Source organism: Moraxella sp. ZY200743, from assembly GCF_050885545.1.
In the GTDB taxonomy this organism is placed as follows: domain Bacteria; phylum Pseudomonadota; class Gammaproteobacteria; order Pseudomonadales; family Moraxellaceae; genus Moraxella; species Moraxella haemolytica.
Map to the genome: position 1 here is coordinate 2,152,757 of NZ_CP091313.1, position 20,072 is coordinate 2,172,828.

19 protein-coding genes and 1 pseudogene are annotated in these 20,072 nt (G+C 43.2%); 4 read left to right on the forward strand and 16 right to left on the reverse strand.

Features of this window, described 5'->3' with window-relative positions; genetic code table 11:
• Window positions 1-65 precede the first annotated feature (65 nt).
• The 3 genes from L3D27_RS10385 to ubiG form a co-directional block, all read right to left on the reverse strand.
• The gene (locus L3D27_RS10385; RefSeq protein WP_432481141.1) at window positions 66-827 is read right to left on the reverse strand and encodes a YciK family oxidoreductase; all 762 of its coding nucleotides are present in this window, start codon (window positions 825-827) and stop codon (window positions 66-68) included.
• 208 nt (window positions 828-1,035) lie between these two features.
• On the reverse strand, window positions 1,036-1,746 hold the full coding sequence (locus L3D27_RS10390) for an HAD family hydrolase (RefSeq protein ID WP_284673587.1): 711 nt from the start codon (window positions 1,744-1,746) through the stop codon (window positions 1,036-1,038).
• 2 nt (window positions 1,747-1,748) lie between these two features.
• Window positions 1,749-2,495 (reverse strand): bifunctional 2-polyprenyl-6-hydroxyphenol methylase/3-demethylubiquinol 3-O-methyltransferase UbiG, encoded by a 747-nt coding sequence (ubiG, locus tag L3D27_RS10395; RefSeq protein WP_432481142.1) that lies wholly within the window; start codon window positions 2,493-2,495, stop codon window positions 1,749-1,751.
• 418 nt (window positions 2,496-2,913) lie between these two features.
• Here ubiG and L3D27_RS10400 point away from each other — a divergent pair, with 418 nt between their 5' ends.
• Window positions 2,914-3,537 carry a thiol:disulfide interchange protein DsbA/DsbL gene (locus tag L3D27_RS10400; protein ID WP_284673589.1) on the forward strand — a complete coding sequence of 208 codons (624 nt, stop codon included), beginning with the start codon at window positions 2,914-2,916 and terminating at the stop codon, window positions 3,535-3,537.
• A 316-nt stretch (window positions 3,538-3,853) separates the two neighbouring features.
• Here the strand turns inward: L3D27_RS10400 and yjgA are convergent, their stop codons facing one another.
• From yjgA to cysK, 9 genes and pseudogenes are all read right to left on the reverse strand, one after another.
• Window positions 3,854-4,360, reverse strand: a complete 507-nt coding sequence (yjgA, locus tag L3D27_RS10405; RefSeq protein ID WP_432481143.1) for a ribosome biogenesis factor YjgA — start codon at window positions 4,358-4,360, stop codon at window positions 3,854-3,856.
• Between the two features lie 31 nt (window positions 4,361-4,391).
• Window positions 4,392-5,261 (reverse strand): RNase adapter RapZ, encoded by an 870-nt coding sequence (gene rapZ / locus L3D27_RS10410; protein ID WP_432481144.1) that lies wholly within the window; start codon window positions 5,259-5,261, stop codon window positions 4,392-4,394.
• A 28-nt stretch (window positions 5,262-5,289) separates the two neighbouring features.
• Window positions 5,290-6,132 carry a pantoate--beta-alanine ligase gene (panC, locus tag L3D27_RS10415; protein WP_432481145.1) on the reverse strand — a complete coding sequence of 281 codons (843 nt, stop codon included), beginning with the start codon at window positions 6,130-6,132 and terminating at the stop codon, window positions 5,290-5,292.
• Between the two features lie 17 nt (window positions 6,133-6,149).
• Window positions 6,150-6,977, reverse strand: a complete 828-nt coding sequence (panB, locus tag L3D27_RS10420; protein ID WP_373628792.1) for a 3-methyl-2-oxobutanoate hydroxymethyltransferase — start codon at window positions 6,975-6,977, stop codon at window positions 6,150-6,152.
• Between the two features lies 1 nt (window position 6,978).
• Window positions 6,979-7,470, reverse strand: a complete 492-nt coding sequence (gene folK, locus L3D27_RS10425) for a 2-amino-4-hydroxy-6-hydroxymethyldihydropteridine diphosphokinase (RefSeq protein ID WP_432481919.1) — start codon at window positions 7,468-7,470, stop codon at window positions 6,979-6,981.
• A gap of 20 nt (window positions 7,471-7,490) precedes the next feature.
• On the reverse strand, window positions 7,491-9,206 hold the full coding sequence (gene pcnB, locus L3D27_RS10430; RefSeq protein WP_432481920.1) for a polynucleotide adenylyltransferase PcnB: 1,716 nt from the start codon (window positions 9,204-9,206) through the stop codon (window positions 7,491-7,493).
• 202 nt (window positions 9,207-9,408) lie between these two features.
• On the reverse strand, window positions 9,409-9,762 hold the full coding sequence (locus L3D27_RS10435) for a ComEA family DNA-binding protein (RefSeq protein WP_284673595.1): 354 nt from the start codon (window positions 9,760-9,762) through the stop codon (window positions 9,409-9,411).
• Window positions 9,749-10,575: pseudogene (gene mazG / locus L3D27_RS10440) on the reverse strand (nucleoside triphosphate pyrophosphohydrolase). Before mazG ends, L3D27_RS10435 begins: the two are co-directional and overlap by 14 nt.
• A gap of 58 nt (window positions 10,576-10,633) precedes the next feature.
• On the reverse strand, window positions 10,634-11,563 hold the full coding sequence (gene cysK, locus L3D27_RS10445) for a cysteine synthase A (protein ID WP_432481147.1): 930 nt from the start codon (window positions 11,561-11,563) through the stop codon (window positions 10,634-10,636).
• A 169-nt stretch (window positions 11,564-11,732) separates the two neighbouring features.
• Between cysK and L3D27_RS10450 the strand changes: the two genes are divergently transcribed.
• Complete coding sequence (locus tag L3D27_RS10450) at window positions 11,733-13,142, forward strand: phosphomannomutase CpsG (protein ID WP_432481148.1); 1,410 nt, start codon at window positions 11,733-11,735, stop codon at window positions 13,140-13,142.
• An 80-nt stretch (window positions 13,143-13,222) separates the two neighbouring features.
• On the opposite strand, the gene parE is transcribed toward L3D27_RS10450, so the two are convergent.
• Complete coding sequence (parE, locus tag L3D27_RS10455; protein WP_432481149.1) at window positions 13,223-15,112, reverse strand: DNA topoisomerase IV subunit B; 1,890 nt, start codon at window positions 15,110-15,112, stop codon at window positions 13,223-13,225.
• Window positions 15,113-15,408: 296 nt separating this feature from the next.
• On the opposite strand from parE, the gene L3D27_RS10460 reads away from it, so the two are divergent.
• Window positions 15,409-15,540 (forward strand): hypothetical protein, encoded by a 132-nt coding sequence (locus tag L3D27_RS10460; protein ID WP_432481921.1) that lies wholly within the window; start codon window positions 15,409-15,411, stop codon window positions 15,538-15,540.
• Window position 15,541: 1 nt separating this feature from the next.
• Complete coding sequence (locus L3D27_RS10465) at window positions 15,542-16,981, forward strand: relaxase/mobilization nuclease domain-containing protein (protein WP_432481151.1); 1,440 nt, start codon at window positions 15,542-15,544, stop codon at window positions 16,979-16,981.
• Window positions 16,982-17,174: 193 nt separating this feature from the next.
• Here L3D27_RS10465 and L3D27_RS10470 read toward each other — a convergent pair whose 3' ends face one another.
• From L3D27_RS10470 to L3D27_RS10480, 3 genes are all read right to left on the reverse strand, one after another.
• Window positions 17,175-19,256, reverse strand: a complete 2,082-nt coding sequence (locus tag L3D27_RS10470; RefSeq protein WP_432481152.1) for a peptidase domain-containing ABC transporter — start codon at window positions 19,254-19,256, stop codon at window positions 17,175-17,177.
• A gap of 69 nt (window positions 19,257-19,325) precedes the next feature.
• Window positions 19,326-19,490, reverse strand: coding sequence for a hypothetical protein (locus L3D27_RS10475; protein ID WP_432481153.1), 165 nt, complete (start codon window positions 19,488-19,490; stop codon window positions 19,326-19,328).
• A complete protein-coding gene (locus L3D27_RS10480) occupies window positions 19,466-20,065 on the reverse strand; it encodes an HlyD family efflux transporter periplasmic adaptor subunit (protein ID WP_432481154.1) in 600 nt (199 codons plus the stop codon). Before L3D27_RS10480 ends, L3D27_RS10475 begins: the two co-directional genes overlap by 25 nt.
• Between the last annotated feature and the right edge of the window lie 7 nt (window positions 20,066-20,072).

The following is a 20,072-nucleotide window of genomic DNA, read 5'->3' on the forward strand; positions in this document are numbered from 1 at the left end:
CAAGTTCATGATAAATTGCAAGTGGCATCCGCACGCACCAAAAAGGGCGAACACTCGCCCTTTTATTATTTTGGTTGGCAATGAATAACTTGCCCCTTAATACCAGATGCCGAATCGGTCATCAAATACACATAAGCACTCATGATATCCTCAGGTGTTTTTAAAGTATTTGGGTCCTCACCAGGAAAGGCATGAGCTCTCATGTTGGTGCGAGTCGCCCCAGGGTTAATGCAATTAAAGCGTAGGGCGGTGTGGTTTTTGGTCTCTTCGGTAAAAATCGTGCTCATGCCTTCTACCGCTTGCTTGGATAAAGCGTATGCCCCCCAAAATGGTCGCACCTTCGCCACACCAGAGCTAGTAAACACCACCGAGCCACTTGGAGCAGACATCAGTAAAGGAAATAGCGACTGGGTCAGCATAAAGACAGCGGTGGTATTTACACGCATGACTTGCTCAAAAGTGATGGGGTCATACATTTCAAGCGGTGTTAATGCCCCCAAAATTGCAGCATTGTGCAACACCCCATCTAGTCGCCCAAACTCTTTTTGGATTAAAGTGGCAAGCTCATTCATCTGAGCAAAACTTGCATTTTGTAGATCCATTGGCAAGATGGCAGGCATGGCAAGCCCCAACTCTTCTATCTCATCATAGACCGTCTCTAGCTTAGATTGTGTCTTGCCCAACAGTAGTACGGTCGCACCACACTTAGCATAAGTTAAAGCAGCCGCCTTACCAATACCAGAGCCAGCCCCTGTTACCAAGATGATTTTATCTTTTAGGCAGGTGGTAGTCGGTGTGTAATGAATGATGTCGTGATGTGTTGTCATGATTGTATCTTTGATTAAAATTGTCAATATCAATGCTTAATTGAGTGCGATGGCTGTTTAATCAATCCTTAAAACACTGTCATCTTAGCAGTTTATTATCTTAATGCCTGCCATGTTACGCTTTAGTCTTAGGCTCATGTTTGTCGTCAACAGCAGTTGGCACAAAAGCATAAAAGTGCGTAGTTCTGATAAGCACATCAACAAGTGCCTAACAGCCATCACCAAGCTGAGCCAAAATAAATTCGCCAAGTTCATGTGTGCTTGCCACCACTTTATCCGCTCCCCACTCGTGTGGGTTCTCATTGGGGACAATATAACCAAACTCCACCGCAACCGTCATCATGTTAGCAGAACGACCTGCTTGTATGTCACGGATATGGTCGCCCACATAAATGCAGTGATCAGCAGTGATTTTTGTGTCATACTTATCATTTAAAAGGCTGACTGCCAAATACATCGGTTCAGGGTCGGGCTTGGTATTGACCACATCATCAGGGCAGACCAGTACACAGCAACGGTCGGTTAAGGCAAGTTTAGCCAATAATTGCTCGGCTAAATATCTAGGTTTATTCGTAACAATGCCCCAAGCCACACCTTGACGCTCAAGGGTCGTTAATAGCTCATCTAGTCCGTCAAAGAGTCGGCTATCCACACAGATATCCTGCTCGTAAAGGTCTAAGAATTCTTGGCGGTAGGCAAGCAATCTCTCATCAGTATCCATACTCTGAGCAAGCTCATCACCGAACATCAGGCGTACCATCGCCCTTGCACCTGCCGAAACTTGCTCACGAATGGCAACATCTGTTGGCGGTAAGTGGTCGTATTTATGACACATCTGCTTGATGATGCGGATAAAATCAGGGGCGGTATCAATGAGCGTGCCATCTAGGTCGAATAAAACAGCCTTGATTGTTGTCATGCTTACTTACCATCATGCTTTTTGGTAAATGCCATCATATAATTAACATCAACATTCGCATTAGATAGCCAAAATCTTTTGGTTAGTGGATTATAATGCAGTCCTGTCATATCCATGCGGTCAAAACCCGCTCGGATTGCCATTTGATCAAGCTCGGCTGGCGTGATGAATTTATGGTAATCATGCGTACCCTTATCCACCAATCTCAACACATACTCCGCCCCCAAAATGGCGAACAAATAGGATTTGGGGTTGCGATTGATGGTTGAAGCAACAAATACGCCACCAGCTTTTAATAGAGTAAAGCACACCTCAATGATGGCAGATGGATTGGGCACATGCTCCAACATTTCCATGCAAGTAACCACATCATAAACGCCCGCCTGCTCTTTGGCTAGCTCCTCTATCGCCACACATCGAAACGACAGGCTGTCTGCCATGCCAGTCCGCTCAGCATGAATCCTGCCAGCATGAAGGTTTTCTTCTCCTATATCCACACCCAACACTTTCGCCCCACGCACCGCCATCGAATGCGACAAAATACCACCGCCACAACCAACATCCAGTACGCTTTTGTTTAACAGTGGTGAGCCATACTGCTCGTGTGCCTTATCTTCAATCCAGTTTAATCGCAACGGATTGATGTCATGCAAAGACTTAAATGCCCCATTTCTATCCCACCATTCATCGGCAAGACGGGTAAATTTACCAATTTCATCAAAATCAACATTCTGCTGTGCTGTGTGCATATTTATTCCAAGATTAGGCATACTGCCAATATCTTATCATCTTAGGCAAAATTAAGCAAAAATTTACGCTTCTGGCAATACATCTCTAACAATACGCACCAATAAACCACAACCATTAACCTGCTCACCAAAACACCACCAAAACCCACAAAAATGCCAAAGTATCACCCCAATCAGCCAAACACAGTCTATCAAATCGCATGAGTATGCAAAATCACCACAATCTGTAAGAGAGTGTTAATAAATCTGTTACTCTTTTTTACCAAAAATGCGGTAAACTATCGCAATATTTTTATTTGCATTATTTCAATGACGAGTCAAATTTGATAAAATGAGTAATCTTGACAATTTTTATCAATGAGTGCTAACAAAAGCGGGTGAAAGTTTCTTGCCCAATGCCGTTTTATAAGGATTTCCAATGAAATACATCCCAAAGTTCTCTCTACTGGTAACTGCCATCGCCTTAGCAGGTCAGGCATTTGCTGCCGATTTTGTTGAAGGCAAAGACTATCAAAAAGTCGCCAACCCTGAAAACATTGCAGGGGACATCATCGTTGTTCGTGAGTTCTTTTGGTATGGTTGCCCCCATTGTTACGCCCTAGAACCACATATGCAAAAATGGGCAAAAACTCGTGCCAAAGATGTGGCATTTTTCCGCACCCCTGCCGCCATGAATCCTGTCTGGGAAGTGCCTGCTCGTGGTTTTTATGCTGCTCAGCAGATGGGGCTTGAAAACAAAACCCATCAAGCACTATTTGACGCTGTGCATAAAGATGGCAAAAGAAACATCATCTCTAATCAAGAAAATTTAGCGAACTGGTATGCTTCACAAGGTGCCGACAAAAGCAAATTTAACAGCTTCTACAACTCATTTTCCGTAAGCACTAAGATTGAGCGTGCCAAACAAGGGGCAACTCGCTACCAGTTGACAGGCGTGCCTGCGGTCGTAGTACATGGTAAATATGTCGTACCTGGTACAGATGAAAAAGTAACACAAGTTGTTGATTTTCTTATTAATAAAGTGCGTAATGAAAAACAATAACTCATACAAATCCCTTCAAAAACCAAGCCTGCATTCTCATGCAGGCTTTTTTGTCGGCAATCGCTTACACTCATTGACGACATTTACCAATAGCAAAACATGGCTGATTTTGAGATACTATGCACACAGCGAAGGATAAGGTAAACGGAGCTACCAACTAAGGATAGATGCTGTAACATGGAGTAAACGCAAAGGACAAGATCGCCGAAGGACTAAAGTAATAAAGCCGAGTGTTTGACATTCGGCTTTATTACTTTAGTCTAGTGCATTTATTCGCTTGATTACATTGGCATGGGCGATGATGCATGGACATTCATCACATTGATAAGATTGCCACTTCTTTGACATAGCTTGTAAAATCTGCTTCACTCTCCAACAATAGTTCATCATCACCTAAATGCTTGGCGTATGCTATCCACAATAACAACTGATAGACACTGTTGTATTCTGCCTTTTTAAACTGCTTAACAAACTGCTTCATCGCACCATCATCGTGTAGCTGTAAGCGAGAGAACCACGCTTCAATCTTGGTGCGTTGCTCAGGCGTAAACAACATCTCAAATAAAGCCTGCGTCAGCACATGACGATCTTCTTCAATGATGAGTTTACCCACTCGCTTGATTTGACGGTTTTTGGCGGCAACACTATTGATTTGGATAAGGTGCTTTAATTCTTCCAAAAAATACTCACTGACAGGCAGATTGTCTAACTGTTTTTTGGATAAATTGGCAAGTGGCTCGCATAGAGCTTGTAGACGCTCATGAGCTTTTTTAATCTCGGTGCGAGATACTCGCATGTCTTGTTTTGACCAGTCGATGTTCATGGATATTCTCTTTTTGATTAACTGAATAAATTCACCAGTGGCGTTTTTCACGGTGCTTGACGATGACTGGCATATTGGCAGGCAATCTAAGCCTTAACAGCTCACCCACCATCTCATTGATATACACCGAGCGATGTTTACCACCTGTGCAACCGATGCCAATAGTAACAATATAGCGGTTATTATTTAAGAAGCTAGGCAACCATTTTTCCAAAAAGTCTGCGATGTCATGTGCCATGTCATCCACTTCTGGATAACCAGCAAAAAATGCCTTAACTTCATCATCACGACCTGTCCGCACCCGAAGACGCTCTTGCCAATATGGATTGGGCAAGATACGCACATCAAAGATAAAATCAGCGTCAATAGGTGCACCATTTTTAAAGCCAAAAGACAGCAGATTGACCACCACGACATTATCCACGCCGATGTGGTCTCTTACCTTTTCTTTTAGCTCGTGGATATTAAGCATACTGGTATCTATCTTAATATCTGCAAGGTTAGCGACAGGCTGTAATAACTCTATCTCTTTGGCCAGTGCGTTAGGCAGGCTATTGACAGTTGGCATGAGCGGATGCACACGGCGAGTCGCTCCAAAACGAGCCACCAGTACGCTCTCTTGGGTGGTGGCATACAACACCTTAACCGCATCGCCATATTTACTCATCAAAGTGGCATAAACCGCAGGAAAATTAGATAAATCCGCTTTCGGTGCACGCACATCAATGCCAAGTGCAACTTTTTTCATGTCGTTGCCAATCAAATCATCCACCGCTTGACCAACCAATGACAACAACAGATTATCAATGACATAAAAACCAAAATCTTCTAAGATATTGAGTATCGAGGTTTTGCCAGAGCCTGATCGCCCTGAGACGATGATGATTTGTGTATCTGTCATACAAAATTCCTTACCGTAGTCATCTGCTTTATGACAAGACCATCTCCAAATTATCCAAAAGCCTTGCACGCCCCACAAAGACAGCTGCCAATACAACCAAATTTTTATCGTCAGGGCTAATCGGTTGTAGCCGATCATTTAAAAGCTCTAAATAATCAACTTTTAGATTTAGGGCTGTCAATTCATCATTGTACTTTTGAATGATATTGGCATAGTCAGCAAAATCTGCCTTTTGAATGTCGCTTTTAATTTTTTGCAAGGTTTGCTGAATGACTGGGGCAATTTTTCTTTGGTCATCAGATAAATAGCCGTTTCTTGACGACAACGCCAAGCCGTCATTAGCACGCACAACATCCACCCCAACGACATCAATGCCAAAATTTAATTCATCATTTAACTGGCGAATGATGGCAAGCTGTTGATAGTCTTTTTTGCCAAAGACCGCCACATCAGGACGCACAATATTAAAAAGCTTTGAAACCACCAACCCCACCCCATCAAAATGCGTAGGACGACTTTTACCGCATAAAACTTTGGTTATCTCACAGCTTAATACCTGTACATTCGGCGGATAAGTCGGATACATCTCTGCCACACTGGGTGCAAAAACGAAGTTAGCTTCAGCGTTTTGTAATTTTTGACAATCTTCATCTAGCGTTCGTGGATAGCTGTCAAAATCTTCGCCTACGCCAAACTGCGTAGGATTAACAAAAATACTCACCACAACAATATCAGCGTATTGTTTGGCGGTTTTGACAAGCTGAATATGCCCTGCGTGCAGATTACCCATTGTGGGGACAAGGGCGATTTTTTGATGGCGATGTGCCGTCAGTTGAGCTTGCAGGTCTGCAATGGTGTTAAGAATTTTCATATTCATCAAACTTTGACTTAAAAACTGTGTTCTACACTAGGGAATGAACCGTCCTTGACCGACCGATGATAATTAACAAACGCTCCTAAAATATCGCCTGTCGTATTGCCATCATCCTTTAAGAAGTCTTTAACAAATCTAGCAGGCTTGCGAGTATGCACGCCCAACATATCGTGCATCACAAGCACCTGACCATCTGTACCTGCACCTGCCCCAATACCGATAACAGGCACGGCAAACTGCTGAGTAACGATTGTAGCAAGGCTTGCAGGCACACATTCAAGCAAAATGATGCTCGCCCCTGCATTGACTAAAATCTCACAATCTTTAATAAGTCTATCCGCTTGCTCATCTGTCTTGCCTTGTACCTTATATCCGCCAAAGACATTAACCGACTGTGGTGTCAATCCTAAATGCACGCAGGTTGGCACACCGTTTTTGGCAAGAATCTCAACAATGGGTGCAAGCTCACTACCACCTTCAATCTTGACAACATTCGCCCCCGCCTGCATCACCGCACGACTGCTGACAATCGCATCATGAATCGTGGCATAGCTCATGAATGGCAAATCAGTCAAAATCAAGGCATGCTGATTGGCTCGTGCGACATTGGCGGTATGATAGACCATATCTGCCACCGTAACAGGCAAAGTAGAGGCCTGTCCTTGCACCACCATACCCAAGCTATCACCAACCAAAATCGCATCAATCTTAGCAAGTTCCATCAGATGGGCAAAAGACGCATCATAGCAGGTCAAGCAACTAAACTTTTCGCCAGTTTTTTTAAATTTGGTTAGGGTGGATAAGGTAGTAGGAACTGTTGGTTTTTCGGCTAAGTAGGTCATATTATTTTTCTTGTTTTATCAATCCGTCATGACAAGAAGCGATGGGCAGTTCGGCAATTTTGATATCACCAATCACAAGGCTAGGGTCCAACTCAAGCAGTGGAATAACCACAAAATTTCTTAGCAAAATCTCTTTATGTGGCACAATTAAGCGTTCATTATGAATTATCTCATCGCCATACAGCAAGACATCTACATCAAGCGAGCGTTCACCCCAGCGTCTTAGCCGTACTCGCCCTGCACTATTTTCTAGAGCTTGACAAACATCAAGTAGCTCAAGTGGGGCAAGCGTAGTCTTAGCAGACAACACCGCATTAACAAAATCAGGCTGGTCGGTAACGCCATAAGCCTTTGATGAATACAACGATGACAACCTGACATCACAAAAACGCTCATCGGTCAGCAGGGCATCACGCACCGCCAAAATGTGGCTGGTCGGGTCGCCCAATTCATTAGCAATGTTGCCACCAAGCCCCAAATAAATCCGTACCATCTCCGTCATGATTGCACCCATTAGTCCTGCAATCGTGGTTTGGCGTTGGGTTTTTTGCGTTTTTTGGATTTGGTGGTTTTGTCGTTAGCATTGGCTTTTTTGGGCTGTTGTGTCTGCTTGGATTTTGGTTTGGCAGACTTCACAGGCTGACCACTGACATCTGACTCAGTCAATCCAAGTAGCTTATCTTTGATGGATAATAGCGATGATGGCTGACGCTTACGGTAGCGGCGAGCAGGAATGTATGGCTCATCATTATTGAGTAGTTTTAAAAATTCTGCTTGCGTATAATTCACCTGCTCAAAAGTCGGCACAATCACCTCACGCAGGCGAGGCGTGGCTTTTTGGTCTTTTGGTAAAAACTCATCAAGGTTTTTGGCGACAAAGAGTGGCTTGCGAACTTGCGTCTGATCAGTTTCATCATACTCAGATGCTGATAACTGCTGTAATTGTAACAGCTCATCATTCATGCCACTTCTTTGACGGCGGCGGCGTGATGGGGTGCCTGCAGTGCTACCACCATTGGCAAAAGCCTCAATCATCTGTGCTTTTTGGATAGCATCTGCATCTTGATAAGCCTGCCACCACTTACCCATACCATTGGTCGACTCGGACAGTTCATGCTTATCATACGCCTCTCTTACAACCAAAAAATCAAACGCCGCACGGAACTTGGCGTGACGCTCAAGAGTAGCAATATCACGCACACGAGGATTGGTAAGTTTGGGCTGCATTAGCCAAATACTTGTGATAAATTCTTCAGCAAATTTTGGAATGGCGGTTTTTAGACGCTGAGCGTCAATGACCTTGGCAGCAGATTTTTGCTGTGCTTCATAAAAAGGCAAGCCTTTTTTCTTAAGTTTGGCAAGCTGATGCAAATAATTTTCCCACAAAAGTGCCGCATAAAAAAACGCAGGATTTACCCCTTTGCCCATATTAACACGCTTATCGGTATTATTTGCAATAGCCATCATCAATGGTGTCGGCTGTTTTGGTGCATAGGTCATCAAGCTACTCATCGCACCATGTTGAAAAAGCAGTGGCAACAGTGGGGTCAGATAACCCCCCACAAACATTTTGACCGTCTCATCATATAAGCGATGAGCAGACACCTGCTCAAGTAGCGACCAGTTAGTCTCATGAAACTGCCGTACCAACTCATCATCAAATTCAAAGCTCAATTTCGCCTTAAATCGCAAGGCACGAAGCAGACGCACAGGGTCTTCTTCTATTCGCACTTTAGCATCGCCTAGAAGCCTTAATACACCGCTTTTAATATCAGCAGTTGCCCCACAAAAATCAAGCACTTCGCCTTTGATTGGCTGATAATATAAAGCATTAACAGAAAAATCACGACGAGCAAAGTCCTGCTCTATCGTCCCCCAGACATTATCACGAGTAATCATGCCGTCTTCGGTGGTATGTGTGTCGTCCTTAGGCGGTGCACGAAAAGTCGCCACTTCTATCATTTCACGCCCAGAATAAACATGGGCAAGCTGAAAACGCTTACCAATGATACGACAACGACCGCCAAAAACTGCCTTAATCTCATGCGGACGAGCATTCGTTACTGCATCAAAATCCTTCGGCACAAGCCCCAAAAGACTATCACGCACACCGCCCCCCACGATATACGCCTCAAAGCCCGCCTTAGTCAAGGTACTGGCCACCTCAATAATGCTGTGTGGCAAAGCCGACTTGCTCAGACCAAGTGCTTTATCATGATGCACAACCATTTTTTGTGTTTTCTTGGTTTTTCTGCTTCGGCTTGACTTATTGGATCTACCAAAGTTCGCTGGCTGATACGCCATGCTTAACTTCTCCTTGATGGTTATAAAATATTTTTTATGATAAAACCATCTATTTTAACTGTTATTGACAAAAAAAGCGACAACCGCCTCTTTTTTATCCAAAAATACTGCCCAAACACCCATCTGATCAATCCAAAACACTCAATCGGTGCCTGTTTTTATCCAAAATCGCTTGCCCAATACCCTTTACCTGCATCAAATCATCTACCCGCTCAAACCGTCTTATCTGTGTGCGGTACTTGATGATGCGTTCGGCAGTGGCAACACCCACCCCTTGCAGGCTAGCAAAGTCGCTGGCAGTGGCGGTGTTAATGTTGATGGGCTTAGTGCGTGGTTTTTTAATGAGTTGCTCATAGGCACTGATGGCATCAAGATAGCATTGTTCTTTGGCGGTGGCGGTAGGTGAAAGAAAAACCGTAGCAATCACGCCCATGACAAGTAAGATGTTCAATCGTGCACACATACCATCACCGCTTTTCATCAGCCTTTGCCATGTTCCAATAGTTATCCATCTCAGCCAAGTCGCTTTCTGCTAGCGTTTTGCCTTGTGCCATCAACGACTGCTCAACATAGGCAAATCGGCGTTAAATTTACTATTAGCATCTTGCAACGCCATTTCAGCGTCAATATCTAGATGACGAGCCAGATTGGTCAGCACAAATAACACATCGCCAAGCTCGCCTGCAATCTTGTCTTTTTGGGTGTCATTGAGCTTATCGGTCTTATAAGCAAAATCAGGCGTGGGCAATTCGGCTTGTAACTCGCCTAGTTCCTCTTGCAATTTACCCAATACACCACCCAGATTTTCCCAATCAAACCCCACCTTAGCAGATGATTTTTGTAAATTTTGGGCTGTCATCAGTGCCGTACCTGCCCTTACCTCTGATAGCAACCGTTTTGGACGATTTTTATTTTCGGCAGCTTTAATCTCGTTCCAACGGCGTTTGACATCTTCATCTGTTTGTAGGTTTTCTTTGTCAAAGACATGGGGGTGCCTGCGTATCAGCTTTTCTTGCAAGGCATGAATGACATCACCCATATCAAATCTTCCTGCTTCAGCATATAGATGAGCATGAAAGATGACCTGCAACAACACATCGCCAAGCTCACCTTTAATATCATCTGTGGCAGATGGGCTTTGGTCATCATTGCTAATTGCCTCTATGAGTTCAAAGACTTCTTCTAGGGCGTATTTTTGCAAAGATTGGTTGGTTTGTTTAGCGTCCCAAGGGCAATCGGCACGAAGGCGTTTCATGAGAGCGACAAGGTCAGTAAAATTGGGCGTAGGAGTCATGACACCATCCAAAAATAAACCCCATGATAGCACATCATGGGGTTTGATAAAAGAGATACTATTGAGCCAAATCAGCAAACAACGCCGTGGATAAGTACCGCTCGCCTGATGAAGGTATCACCACCACAATCATTTTGCCTGCATTTTCAGGACGACTTGCCACTTGTAGTGCTGACCAAACGGCTGCTCCTGCACTAATACCCACCAAAATCCCTTCTTTTTCTGCCATCTGGCGAGCTGTGGCAAAAGCAGAGTCTGCCGTAACCGTGATGACCTCATCATAAATTTTGGTGTTTAAAATACTTGGTACAAAACCAGGAGCCAAACCTTGTAATTTATGAGGTCCTTTTTCGCCGCCACTAAATACGGGTGAATCAGATGGCTCTACTGCGATGATTTGCACGCTTGGTTTTTTGGACTTTAATACCTCGCCCACGCCTGTAATCGTGCCACCTGTGCCGATACCTGCCACCACAATATCCACCTGTCCGTCCGTATCATTCCAGATTTCTTCGGCGGTTGTCTCACGGTGAATCTTGGGGTTGGCTAAGTTATCAAACTGGCGTGGCATAAAATAGCCGTCTTGGCTTGCCAGCTCATTTGCCTTAGCAATCGCCCCACCCATACCCTCTGATGCAGGGGTTAGCACCAGCTCTGCTCCGTATGCACGAAGCAAAGCACGGCGTTCTAAGCTCATGCTCTCTGGCATGGTGATGACAAGCTGATAACCCTTAGAAGCACACACCATGGCAAGCCCGATGCCTGTATTACCACTCGTGGCTTCTACAATTTTGGTATTTTTGTCAATCAAGCCATCTTTTTCAGCTTCATTAATCATAGAGATGGCGATGCGGTCTTTAACCGAGCTTGCTGGGTTGAAATACTCTAGTTTAGCAACCACACGAGCAGGCAGACCTTCAGTTAGGCGGTTTAACGCCACCAAAGGCGTGTTGCCAATGAGATCTGTGATGTTCTTAGCGATATTCATGATAGGTCTCCGATATATAATAGCATAATCATCATAACAAACTTTTCTTAAAATTTATAGGCAAAAAAAGTTAAGAGTTATTCTATTTTAGAATTTTAACAACCCATCATTTTTGTTGGTAAAAACATGGTAAAATTAAACTTATTTTTATTGATAATCAGGATAACCTATGACCACTTTTGCCCCCATCTCCATCTCCTGCTTTAAAGCATATGATGTGCGTGGCGAGCTTGATGTTAATTTAGATAGCACCATTGCTTATCGCATTGGGCGTGCTTTTGCCCAGTATTTAAACAATGGCAAAGACAACCCCACCATCGTGGTTGGTTCAGACATTCGCCCCTCTAGCGAATGCCTAAAACAATCTGTCATTGACGGCATTACAGATGCAGGTGTTAATGTCATTGACTTGGGCATGACAGGCACCGAAGAAGTTTATTTTGCCACCAGCCACTACAACGCCATCGGTGGTGTTGAAGTAACCGCAAGCCACAACCCCATCAATTACAACGGTCTAAAAATGGTGCGTGAAAACTCTCGCCCCATCAGTGCTGACACAGGTCTGACAGACATTCGTACCATCGCCGAAAACGGTGAGTTTTTACACGCCACCAAAGGCAAAGTTAGCCTAATTACCAACAAAACCGCCTATATTGACAAGCTCATGAGCTTCACCAACACCGCCAAATTTAGCCCAAAAAAAATCGTAGTCAATAGCGGTAATGGGTCAGCAGGTCCTGTGGTTGATGAGCTTGAACAGCGTCTTGGCGATAAAATTGAGCTCATCAAAATACACCACACCCCAGATGGTTCATTTCCCAATGGCATTCCAAATCCCATGATTACCGCCAACCAACAAGTCACTTCACAGGCGGTCATCGCTCACAAGGCAGACTTTGGTGTGGCGTTTGATGGGGATTTTGACAGATGTTTTTTGTTTGATGAACAAGGCAGATTTATTGAAGGCTCATACATCGTAGGTATGTTGGCCGAGGTCTTTTTAAAAAAACATCAAGGTCAATCCATCGTCTATGACCCTCGTGTGATTTATAACACCCAAAACATCATCGTCAACAATGGTGGCATACCTGCCATCAGCAAATCAGGGCATTCATTCATCAAGCAAGTCATGCGTGAAACAGGGGCGATTTATGGTGGCGAAATGTCCGCCCACCATTATTTCCGTGATTTTGCCTATTGCGATAGTGGCATGATTGTCTGGCTACTTGTCATTGAGCTTTTATCGGTAACAGGTAAAACATTATCAGAGTTGGTCAACGGCTACATTGCCGATTTTCCAAGTTCAGGAGAGCTAAACTTTCGCTTGGGTGCTTTGACCGCAGATGACATTTGTGCCAAACTTGAACAAACATACAAAGAATTTCACCCCACCAAAAACACCCTAGATGGTTTGAGTCTAGATTTTGGTCATTGGCGATTCAACCTGCGTTCGTCCAATACCGAGCCACTCATTCGCCTTAATATTGAAACCAAAGGCGACTCAACGCTCCTAACAACCAAAACCGATGAGATTTTGACGCTACTAGCAGAATCTGGAGCGGTGAGTGCCGATCATTAGGTGTATGCCAGTATAATAAAAGTCCTACCAACCGCAGGACTTTTATTATTTTTTTATGGCAGATTTGTTGTTAGAGTGCATCACACCGCCAAATCTGCCAAGTCTCCTTTATCTTCTAACCACGCCTTACGATCGGACGAGCGTTTTTTTGCAAGTAGCATATCCATGACACTACTGGTGCTGCCAAAGTCATCAATATCAAGTTGCACCAAACGGCGAGTATCAGGATTCATAGTTGTCTCACGCAAATGATCAGGGTTCATCTCGCCTAAACCCTTAAAGTGGGTAATTTGTGGCTTACCCTTAGACTTGGTTTGTTTCAAGATGGCGTTTAGCTCATTATCATCTAGGGCATAATGCACATCTTTACCAATGTCTATGCGGTACAAAGGGGGCATGGCAACAAACAAATGCCCTGCTTCCACCAGCGAGCGAAAATGCTTGACAAACAATGCACAAATAAGCGTAGCAATATGCAGTCCATCCGAGTCTGCATCCGCTAGGATACAGATCTTGTCATAGCGTAATTCAGATAAATCATCAGATGCTGGATCTACGCCTATGGCGATGGCGATGTCATGAATCTCTTGACTGGATAATACGGTGTCATGCGAAACTTCCCATGTATTTAGGATTTTGCCACGCAGGGGCAAGATTGCCTGAAAATGTCTGTCTCGGGCTTGCTTAGCAGACCCACCTGCACTGTCGCCTTCCACCAAGAACAACTCTGCACCGTCTTTGAATTCACCCTTACAATCAGCCAACTTACCTGGCAAGGCAGGACCTTGGGTGATTTTTTTTCGGGCGACTTTTTGGGCAGATTTTAACCGCTTGCCTGCTTTACTGATGGCAAGCTCAGCAATCGCTTTGGCAGTGTTAGGATAAGTATTTAACCACAGACTAAACGCATCTTTAGCAAGTGCCTGCACCAGTGGCGACGCTTCACGGCTTGATAAGCGTTCTTTGGTTTGACCGCTAAACTGCGGCTCAGCAAATTTTAAGGATAAAATATAATTAACGCCGTCCCACACATCATCAGCAGTTAGGCGAACATTTCTAGGCAAAAGGCTGTGAATCTCACAAAACTCACGCAAAGCGTCCGTAATCCCTGTGCGAAGTCCATTAACATGCGTACCGCCTTGTGCTGTGGGGATAAGGTTGACATAACTTTCACAAATGGGCGTGCCAGACTCAGGCAACCACGCAATCGCAAAAGTCGCTCCACCACGCTCGCCTGCTGTCGGCTCTCCACTAAAATAAAAAGGCACCTCAGGAATGATGGCAAGCTCGCCAAGCTGTTCGGTCAAATATTGCACCACACCATCTGTGTATTGCCAGCTTTCGCTGGTATCAGGCTCGATTTCGTTGATAAAGTCAATCTTTAGCCCTGCTGATAGGACGGCTTTGGCTTTTAAGTTGTGCTTTAGGGCTTTGATGGAGAACTTAGGATTATCAAAATACTGCTCATCTACCCAAAATCGCACCTGCGTGCCTCGTTTTTTCTTGATGGCAGACGGCTGATTCATCAAGGGGCTGATCGCTGTGCCATGCTCAAAATTCATCTGATACTGTATGCCATCTCGCCACACAGTAACCTCCACACGCTTGGATAAAGCATTGACCACGCTAATCCCCACGCCATGCAGACCACCAGAGATGGCGTAATTATCGGTGGAGAATTTTCCTCCTGCGTGCAGACGAGTCAAGATAAGCTCCACACCTGACTGGTTAAATTCAGGGTGAATATCGGTGGGCATACCTCGTCCGTCATCAAGCACAGATAGCGAGCCGTCAGTATGCAGGGTAACAATGATATTTTTGGCGTGTCCAGCCAACGCTTCATCCACAGAATTATCAATCACCTCTTGAGCCAAATGATTGGGGCGAGTGGTGTCGGTATACATACCAGGGCGGCGGCGGACAGGTTCTAGCCCTTCTAGGACTTCTAGGTTTTGGGTGGTGTAGCTCATATGTATTGGAATGTTATGATGAAAGAGAGTATTTTAGCCGATTTTTGATTTAATTTGAATGCTTAGTTTAACTGATTGATTTTATTTATTTTTATTATGGCGTATTATCAAAAAGACATTTTTGATATCATCATCAGACTTACACTTTGAGTAAAGCACTTGTGGGCTTATGGCATATTTTATGGGGCTTGGGTTCGTGATACCTGTTTAGGGGCTGAAAGTGTTAAACGCTCATACAAGCCCGTAGAACCGCTTTTACTGCGTGAATTAGGCAAGATAGGGGCAACCTTAACCAAATCGCCAAATACGCCAATACGGACGCATTAGGGGACAAAATAGACCGTTTACGGCTACTAGGGGAATTAGCCATAATTCGTGAACAATTAGACGAGCTTTTGAAACGCTATGATGACAGCATAGGCAATTAAGATGATTGTAAAATTTTTCTCTCGTGGGCGTGGTAATTGTTCGGCAACAATGAATTATTTGCTAGGCAAAGACAAAGACCGAGAACAAGCCAAAGTATTGCAGGGCAATCCAGAGCTAACTGAACGATTAGCAGATAATTTGGAGTTTAAAAACCGTTACACGGTTGGCGTGCTATCTTTTCAAGAAAGTAACCTTGACGACAACGCCAAGCGTGAGATTATGGCAAGTTTTGAGAAATCATTACTGGCAGGACTAGACCAAGACCAATACGACATTACTTGGATAGAACACAAAGACAAAGACCGCCTAGAACTTAACTTTGTGATACCCAATGTAGAGCTTACCACAGGCAAACGCTTACAACCCTACTATGACCGAGCCGACCGCCCACTGGTTGAAAACTGGAAACAAGTCATTAACCACGATTACGGATTATCTGACCCTAACGACCCAAGAAAAGCCCAAGCAATCAAAATAGACCCTCACAGGCTCCCAGAGAGCGTACAGGCGATTAAAGAGACCATAGGTATAATAAACCAGCAAATTGAGAAAGGGGCTATAACGAGCCGTACGGGCGTTTTAGAGCTATTAGGGCAATCAGGCTTTGAAATCGCCCGAGTTACGGACAAATCAATCAGCGTTAAAAATCCTAACGGCAAAAGAAACATCAGATTAGAGGGTTTTATTTATGAAAATAGACGATTTAGTGGCGAACTTGGAGCGGAACGCACAAGAGCAAAACAAGATTATGACCGAGAAAATACAGAGCGTTACCAATCAGCACTTGGCAAGTTACAACGAGCTATTGCAATCAAATCTGAAAGCAACACAAAAAATTTTAGACGACCAGCAAGCGACCATACGCCAAAGCCTATCCAAATTGGCGATTATCAACAGAATTACAGCAATGACATCAGCCATAATGGTAATTTTGATGATAGGGCTAGGTCTTGGCAACCTATGGCTTTACAAGAAGTCCCAAGACCAAACAGAAGTATTGATACAGATACAAGACAAGATAGACCAATCACCCCTAGAAGCCAAGATATTATCAAAAGTGGAGATTGGGGAGGAGAACGGTACATATTTCATCATCAGCAACCACAAGAAAGCGACAACTTATACCTCAGACAAGAAACAACAAGTATTGACCTTTCCAAGCAACTAGGGGTTTTTGACCGTGCAAAACAGCTTCATGAACGACTACAACAATTTACTAACCGAGTTAGAACAGCAATTAAACGAACTTACCGAGACGAACGCCAATCAGAACGAGCGGATACAGAAATTAACGGCAGCCAATCAGTCTTTGAGAGTGCAGAACGAGCAATTACAGGGGTTAATCAGCAGATTAAACAGCGAGAACAACAGGCTAATGAACTTATTGCAGGGCAACAAAAAGCCCTAGATAAGGGCAAGGGCTTTGATTTTGGACGGTAGGTTGGTTAAATAATTTGCTATGGCTGTCAAGATAGTATAGTAGCTCTATGATGTTATCAAAGATTTTATATCCCAAAACCAAATCAGGTTTAATTATGATGGTCTCGCAAGCCTTACTTTACTAGCAATATTCAAAATTCTGTATTATTTTCATAAATTATCTTAAAACATAAGGAGTAACGCCATGAAACTATTAGAGATACAATACCCAATCAGCGCTCTTAATTGTTTCAGGTCGGTGTGCTATCATCACTCGTGTGATACCTAGTGATTTGATCATCTTATTAATCTGATGCTCTTTTTTAACATCCAAATGACTAGTGGCTTCATCCAAAAATAAAATTTTTGGTCTGCGGTATAGGGCGCGGGCAATAAAAATACGTTGCTTTTGACCGCCTGATAGTATATTACCCATATCGCCGACAAGCGTCTGATAGCCCATAGGCATTGACATGATTTCATCATGAATCCCAGCCATAATGGCGCATTTTTCCACCCATTCATTATCTGGTTTATCATCAAAAAAGCTGATATTTTCAACTAAAGAGCCTGCAAATAGTGTGTCATCTTGACTAACACAGGCAATAATATCACGGGCATTTAGCTCTGCCATGCTGTGGTGAACCTTGCCTGCAATTTTAATCTCTCCTGATTTGGGCGTAAGTTCACCCATAAGTAAGCTCATCAGTGTACTCTTTCCACAACCTGTTGCCCCAACGATGGCTACCGATTCTTTATCTTTGATGTGAAAACTCAAATTGTCAATAATATAGGGTTCATCATCATTATAAGCAAAGGATAGATTGTTTACCTGTATATCATAAACCAGTTTATCTTTTTGCTCTATTAGAGGTAGATAGCTATTTTTTTCTGTTTTTTCTAAAACAATGTCTGCTAACCTTTCACCATGCAAGTTTAACATTTTTACTTCAATAAATTTATCTATTAGATTGCTCACTCGTCCACCAAACTGGTTTTTGTAGGCGATAAATGCCATTAAAATGCCAACTGTAAAAGTACCATCAATAACTAAATTTGCACCCAAATAGATAATGATAAGGTTTTCAAACCCAAAAATAATACCATTAATAAATCCAAACATAAGCCCTAATTTTTGGGTATAAAGTCCTGCATTAATGGTATTAACAAATAAGGTAAGCCATGTACTCTTTCTTATATCTTCCTTGTTGAAACGTTTAATAGCACGAATACCGTGCATAGTCTCCATAAAATGCGTACTCTGCTTAGCTGCATGTATAATTTGCTCTTCGGTAGCTTGTTTTAGGGGTGTATACCAGAGAAAGCGCAGGAGTCCATAGATCATCATTGCACCCACTGCAACCCATGCCAAAGCCGGGCTATAAAAGAACATCAATACAAGTGTAAATACTGTCATCACACCATCTAAGACAACGGTCAAAAAAGTTGTGGTCAGCGTAGACTGAATGCTATCAATTGCTCCAAAACGAGAAATAATATCACCCAAATGTCTTTTTTGAAAAAATTGACTGGGTAGATGAGTTAAATGATGAAAAACATTAGACTTCCATTGTATATTGAGTGTAGTAGAGATATACATACTTATCCATGACTGAAGCAAGCTGGTTAGCTGTGTTAAAAACATAAGTATGCCAAAGCCAATAACCAGTGTCGTTAATAAATCTTTGTCAGCCGAAACAATAGCATGATCAATCACCCACTGCATAAAAAATGGACTGGTTAGAGCAAATATCTCTAGCACCAATGCCAGTATTAATATCTGACCCAAAGACTTGTAAAGTCCTTTTATTTCACCAATCAGTTTGGATAAACGAATATTGACCTTATCTTCTTTTTTCTCAAAATCACTATCCGCCCATACCTCTAGGGCTATTCCTGTAAAATGATCTGATGCCTCTTGAAGTGTCATTAGTCTTTGTCCAGCACTTCGGTCTAGGATGGTAATTTTAGTTTTGGATACAGATTTTAATACCACAAAGTGATTCATATCCCAATGCAGAATACACGGCGTACGCAGCTGATTAAGCTCATTCAGTTCCAGCCTTAAAGGGCGTGTGCTAAGCTTTATTTGTCTAGCAATCTTAATAAGCGTGTGCAAAGTTGCACCTTTTTGAGAAATAGGATATTTTTGGCGCAAACTCCATAAATCAGTAAGATACCCATGATAATGAGCTATCATAGCAAGACAGGCTAGACCACATTCAGCAGATTCGGTTTGTAAAATAACGGGCATTTTGGCTGATAAACCAAAATTAATGCGTTTTAAAAAATCCATGACTAAGATTATCCATAAAAACTTTGACAACAAAAAAGGTGCAATTGCACCTATGACAAATTGATTGGTTTAAATTTTACCTGTGAGACTATATAGCGGTTCAAGCACCCATTCATATAATTTGCGTGTTTCATGCATGACATCACCCTCCAAGGTCATGCCAACTGCTAGGGGTAGTTCTTTGCCGTAGGCTGTTATGGTTTGCTTATCTAAATGTGCTTTGATGACATACATCGGTTCATTGGCGATTTGTTCAGTGGCTGATACTGTGCCAATGGTGGGTAAATTTTGTCCTGCATGAGCAGTTTTGGCACAGAGATAATACGCCCCTTGGCATGTCCAAATTTTTGATAAGGATACGCTACATAGCGAAGCAATACTTCATCATCCGTCTTAACAAAACCAATAGCACGACTCGGTACATACATCACTGCAATCAAATGGCTGTCATTAGGTAGGATGCTTACAAGTGACTGACTACTATCCACAAATTGCCCCACATCGGCATGAGCGACACTTGCCACACCATCTACTTGGGCTTTGATAATCAAAGTATCGTTGGCTTGGTTTTGGATGCTATCGCTTTTGTTGTCAGACAATGTGCGTTCATACTGCAAAAGTGTTGTTTTATGCTCATGTTCTAGACGGGATAAGGCGATGGTTTGCTCTTTGATTTGCTTAGCAATCATCTCCTTTTCTCGCTCAAGGGCGGTCAGACTATTTAACTGTGTATTGTGTGCCATTGTTTGTGATTCTAGCTCTTGTTTGGATACCGCCTCACTTTGCATGGCAAATTCATATCGTGCCAAAGTCTCT